Here is a 5,786-nt window from a genome sequence, read left to right on the forward strand (position 1 = left end):
ACGACAGCATGCTGCACGTCAGGATGCAGAACGGCTACAGGCGCGAGTACAAGACGCGCCTCATCGAAAGCTCTGCAAGCTCGACTCCGCTGCCAAAGCTGAACTTTAACTCAAAGGCGGTGCTGACTGCAGTCGCCTTTGACAAGGTGCTCTCCGACGTGCAGGTCGTGTCAGAGTTCATCTCGATCGAGTCCAAGTCGGGCAGGATAGACTTTGCCGGCAGGGGCGACTCGGGCGAGGCAAGCATCACGCTCGAAGCAGGCAACGAGGGTCTGGAGGAGCTGGCGGTCAAGGAGGACAGCAAGGCCACCTACTCGCTTGACTACCTGAGCAAGATAACCAAGGCCGTGATGGCGATGGGCGGGTCGGTCGCGGCCGAGTATTCGACCAAGATGCCACTGAGGCTGGAATTCAAGATAGCCAACGTGGGCAGGATCCACTTTTACCTGGCTCCCCGCGTCCAGGACTGAGAGTGAGACCGGCCGTGGCCGCTGCTGCGACGACGACGATGACAAAGACGACTACAATAGTGATGAAGTTTGGCGGGACCGCAGTGGACTCGCCAGACAAGGTCAAACACGTGGCAGGGATCGTCAAGTCGCACAAGGCCAAGAACGACATCGTCTGCGTCGTGTCGGCAGTCAGGGGCATGACAGACGGGCTGCTTGCGATATCAGACAGCGTGAGGCGCGGCGACAGGTCGTCCATAGACGAGTTCGTAAGCAAGGCGGCAAAAATACACTCTGACATCGTGCAGGGCGCCATATCAGACGAAAAGCTTAGGGAGCAGGCGCTTGCGCAGGTGAAAAAGACGGTCGGCGAGCTGCAGGACATACTCGGGGGCATCGTGCTCCTGGGCGAGGTGACTCCCAAGTCGCTTGACTACCTCCTGTCGTTTGGAGAGCGCCTGTCGGCGCCAATAGTCGCATACGCGCTGCAGGACGCCGGCATCGACTCGGAATTCCTGACAGGCAAGGAGGCAGGCATCGTCACCGACTCTAACTTTGGCGAGGCCCGGCCCCTGATGGACACGACAAAGCTGCGGGTGAACCACACGATCCTGCCCATAACAAAGAGGGGCGCCGTGCCCGTGATAACCGGATTCATAGGCGCAGACCAGCACGGCAACACCACCACGATAGGGCGGGGCGGGTCGGACTATACGGCCACCATAGTGGCTGCAAGCATTGGCGCAAGCGAGGTGTGGCTCTGGAGCGACGTGGACGGCCTGATGACTGCCGACCCCAAGCTTGTCAAGGACGCCTGCGTCCTGAAGGAAGTCTCGTTTGCAGAGGCGATGGAGATGGCCCTTTTCGGCGCCAAGTACATGCACCCAAGGGCGCTAGAGCCCGTCATAGACACCAAGATACCGATAAGGATACGCAACACGTTCAACGTGAGCCACCCCGGCACGCTGATAACCCAGAACCCGGGCAGGGACTCGCAAAAAATAGTCAAGTCGGTGAGCGCAATACGCAGGACCGCCCTCATAGACGTGAGCGGGGGCGGGATGGTGGGCGCGCCCGGGACTGCGGCCAAGATATTTGACACCTTGGCAAAGAACAGGGTCAACATCATGATGATCTCGCAGAGCCCGTCAGAGTCGAGCATATCGATGGTGGTGCGCAAGGCCGACCTTGACAAGGCGACCACCACGCTTGAGCTGAACCTGCTTGGCAGGGTGATAAAGCGCATAGACGTGAGCGACAACGTCGCAGTCATTGCTGTGGTGGGGTCGGGGATGCGCGGGATCAAGGGCGTCGCGGCCAAGGTGTTTGGCGCAGTCGCCCGCCGAAACGTGAACGTGATAATGATAGCGCAGGGCTCGTCAGAGCTGAACCTTGCCTTTGTGATAGACGACAAGGACTGCGAAAAGGCTGTGCAGGCGCTGCACGACGAGTTTGGCCTGGGCAAGGCCCGCAAGCAGCAGCAATAGCAGCAAGCCTGCTCAGGGCGTCAAGACCTTATCTAGCGGCAGCCTGCGCGTACTCTTGCTGCCTCCCATGATCCGGAGGAGGTCGGTCTTGCTCACAAGCAAGGCCGAGCAGCATGATTTGCTCTGCTTTTTTTCGCCGTCACTTTTCTTGTTGTTGTTGCTGCGGCAGCAATTCAAGGATGTGGCTGACCAGATCCTCGTGCGCGTAGGGTAGCAGGACGGCCACCGCAAGTATATGGCCCTGTTCCATCGGGAACAGGTAAAAGTTGTAGCCGCCGTGGTTGACCATGACGTAACCGACCTGCCCGACGGCCTTTTCGTTGGTCTTGGGGATGCCCACCAGTATTGGAATCTGGAAAAGCATGCGCTCAAGCTCTTCCCTGCTAGGCTCCGGGGCGCCCGGCTTTGGCGCCCCTGCTGTCACCAGCTGCTGACCCTTTAGCACGGCTGCAGTGACCACCTGGCCGCTCAGGCCGAGAACCCTGTCGCACAGCGCGCCATAGTCCATCCTATTTTACAGGGATGGCGTTGTTTGAGCTGCTATGAAAAGGTTGGTACTACCATAGCTGCGTGTGAGCGGCCGGCGGTGATCCGGGCTTGCCTTCCTTCTGCCGTGCAACAGCAGGCGCCTAGACCTTGGCGCTACCTTTTTGTTTTACCTGCATCTGCCTGTCAACGCAGCAAGATGCATTGACGTTGTGCGCGTCTAAAAGACTGTGCCTTGGAAAATAGAATATTCATCCTCTCTCTGTGTGTGTGTTGCATGCTGAGGCGTGTCTTGCTGAAAAAGAAAGAGAAAAAGAAAGAGATGAAGAGTACTCTACTGCTGCTAGTACTCTATCACCAGGCTGCCGTTGCTTGTAGCCATCTTTAGCAGGACCATGCCCGGCAGGACGGCCTTGTGCTCGCTTCCCTCCGTCTTGATCGTGGTCTGGTTCTTCTTGGCTTCAAACTTGGCCTTGACCTCCTGCTTGGCTGCGCCCTTGCCTACTTCCATCTTTTGCTCAAGCTCTTTGATGGCGCCGCTCTTGTCGGTGGACCACTCGAACGATTTCTTGGCCTTGACAGGAGTTATCACGCTGCCGCCGTTGTACTGGAGGCTCACCACCTTGACCTTGATCTGCTTGCCTTCGGCCTTGACCTTTTCCTTCAGCACCAGCGTGTTGCCCGCCTTGTCTGCGATTACGTACGTGCGCAGCTGCGCGTTTCCTTCGTTATCACCGTCGTCATCTTTGTCGCCGTCGCCCCACCTTACCTGCGCGGTCGATGACGGGGATATCGGTCCGGAAGGTGCTCCAGAGCCAGAGTCACGGCCGTACACCAGCACGTCCTTTGTGGCAGGATCAAACTGGTTGTAGGCTTCGGGGGCGGTCTTGTCGATGTTGACCGTGACGCTTGCCGACGCGCTGTTGCCTGCAAGGTCCGTGAACGTCGCGCTGGCGGTCTGGCCTGCGCCTTCTGCCGTAAAGGTCGTTGTGGAGGTGTTCGCGCCGTCTACGCCCGACAGACTGTCTGCAGCTTCAAATGTGGCCGTCACGTCCTGGTTGTTCCAGCCGTTTGCATTTGGCAGAGGAGTCTGCGTGGCGGTGATCGCCGGCGCCGTCTTGTCGATGTTGATGCCAGACACGGTAAAGCTGGCCGAGTTGCCTGCATTGTCCGTGGCCGTTCCCGTCACCTGCTGACCGGCAGCTTCTGATGCCAGCGTCGTGTCAGGCGTCACCGTGGCTATGCCAGACGTGCCGTCAGAGGCGTCAAAGTGCACCGTCACGTCGGCGTTGTACCAGTTGTTTGCATTGGGCGACGTGGCCGGGGCGCCAGTGATTGTCGGCGCTGTTGCATCATACTGGATGGTGACCGTGCCCTCTCCAACGTTGCCCGCGTTGTCGGTGCAGTGGCCCGTCATAACTATCGAGCTGCCGTCCGGTCCCGCATAGACGGTGGCCGGATCGCACGAGGCTATGCCGCTGCCGCTATCGGTGCCGGTCCACGTTACAGTGACAGCGTGGTTGTACCAGCCGTTGGTGTCAGGGACCCTGTCCGGGGTGCCTGTCACTACCGGCGGGGTTGTATCAGGAGGCGTTGCAACCACATCTATGTCGGCATGGAACTGGACTCCGGCAGGACCGCCCAAGTCTGCGCCCAGGACATACAGGGTGTTGGTGCCCGGATGAACCATAGAGGTGATGTCACGGTTTGTGAAAGACCTGTCTGCACCAAACGCTGCCCCACCCACATCTTTGGTGTTTGCGACCGGAATTCCGTTTATGAAGACGCCCTCGTTGGCAGAGTCTCCGATGGTGTTATCAGAGAGGAGATAGATGTCCAGAGTCGCCGAATCGATTGCAGCAGACGTGATTTCAAAGTCCACCGCATACAGGGCAGTGGCAAGTGCAAAATTGGGACCGAAAGTATTGGGATTGACTGCGTGCGTGCCAATCCAGTTTGCAGATGGATCGACTGTCAGGTGAGGCTTCCACGCAGGGTGGTTCGGTATTACAAACGCGGCCGGCCCGTTCCTGGCTGCATCGAATTGTGCGGGGGTCAGCGCCACGTTGAATCCAGTTTCAGCAGGGCCGACGAGCATTCTGACCGACGAATCCGGTCCAAAGAGTGAGCCGCTCCCGCTTTTGATCGAGATGGCCTGGTCTTCCAGTACATACACGCCCACCTTGTCAACCAGGGGCCCGCAAGACGAATTCTCCAGACTGTTGAACTTCAGGGTGCTCGACGCGCCGGTTGCAGCGAATACAAAGGATTTTGTCTTGAATGGAACCTGGCCCGCAGGTATGCCGGTAACGTCAACTGAGAATGTCTCAACCGTGCCCGGGGCGGTCACCTGCAATTGTTTGACTGCCGAGCCGCAATAATTATTGGCGCTCAGGTCAAAAAGCACCGAATATGCCTCCCCTGGAACAGTGGCAAAAGTCTGGGAGAGCGACCCCGCGCCCGTCCCCGAGACATCGACGTTCCTGACTCCGTCTGAGAAAGGCCACGCCGCCCCCGGTCCATGAACATCTATCGTGCCAGAATCGATCGTCCAGCCAGCAAGTGCGCCGCTGCCGGCTGCAAGGGTGATCCAGGACTGCCCCGGATTTACGACGTTGGGGCTGGGGGCGTTTTCAAAGCTCCCATTTGTTATCAGGTTGCCTGCTGCTGCATTTGCATTTTGTGCAGCGGCTGTTGTTGCTGACAGCAATATAACAAGGCCGAGTATTGCTGCCAGACTGGTGCTGCGTATCTCATAAGACATAGAGTCAGCCACTAGAAGACGTTCTAATAAATCTTTTATAGTACTTTTTAGCTTGCGAACCGCATTCAGACAAAATCTCGCCGCATATTTCTGTTTGAGGAGAATCCATATTGCAGAAGGAAATTGCCGGCGGGCCGTGCGGGTCAGGCGCTCTCCAGACCAGCGCATGTGATGAATCCCCTTCTGCGCCGCGGAGAGGCAGCGGGAAAAAGATAAATTGCAATCGGGCGCTGGTTTCTCTCGCATAGCAAAATGAGCGAGCCTGCCAAGGAGGAAAAAAAGGAGAAGGGCAAGCTGTACGTCGTCGGCGTGGGCCCGGGCAGCCACGACCACATGACGTACAGGGCAAAGCAGGTCATCGAAGAGAGCGAGGTAATAGTCGGCTACGAGACGTACGTCGGCCTGGTAGAGGACCTCATCCGGGGCAAGGAGGTCTACCGCTACGCCATGACGCAGGAGGTCGACAGGGCCAACCAGGCGATAGGCTTTGCAGAAAAAGGCAGGACAGTGTCCCTTGTATCTTCAGGCGACCCTGGAATATACGGCATGGTGGGCCTCATCTACGAGATCCTGGCCGAAAAGGGGTGGGACAGGGAGAAC

The 5,786-nt window shown here is 58.0% G+C and carries 4 protein-coding genes and 1 pseudogene; 3 read left to right on the top strand and 2 right to left on the bottom strand.

Annotation, left to right across the window (positions count from 1 at the left end; translation table 11 throughout):
* Positions 1-470: pseudogene (locus WKI84_RS00005) on the top strand (DNA polymerase sliding clamp); the annotation flags it as partial.
* Between the two features lie 2 nt (positions 471-472).
* Positions 473-1,936, top strand: coding sequence for an aspartate kinase (locus WKI84_RS00010; RefSeq protein WP_337861453.1), 1,464 nt, complete (start codon positions 473-475; stop codon positions 1,934-1,936).
* Between the two features lie 139 nt (positions 1,937-2,075).
* Here WKI84_RS00010 and WKI84_RS00015 read toward each other — a convergent pair whose 3' ends face one another.
* Entirely contained in the window at positions 2,076-2,444 is a 369-nt protein-coding gene (locus WKI84_RS00015; protein WP_337861454.1) for a hypothetical protein, read from the bottom strand.
* Between the two features lie 321 nt (positions 2,445-2,765).
* Positions 2,766-5,132: a choice-of-anchor C family protein gene (locus tag WKI84_RS00020; RefSeq protein ID WP_337861455.1), complete on the bottom strand. Its 2,367-nt coding sequence runs from the start codon at positions 5,130-5,132 to the stop codon at positions 2,766-2,768.
* A 306-nt stretch (positions 5,133-5,438) separates the two neighbouring features.
* Here WKI84_RS00020 and WKI84_RS00025 point away from each other — a divergent pair.
* Positions 5,439-5,786: SAM-dependent methyltransferase (locus tag WKI84_RS00025; RefSeq protein WP_337861456.1), on the top strand; the 348-nt coding region annotated here is incomplete at its 3' end.

The sequence above is a fragment of the Nitrososphaera sp. genome (assembly GCF_037447015.1).
Taxonomy (GTDB): domain Archaea; phylum Thermoproteota; class Nitrososphaeria; order Nitrososphaerales; family Nitrososphaeraceae; genus Nitrososphaera.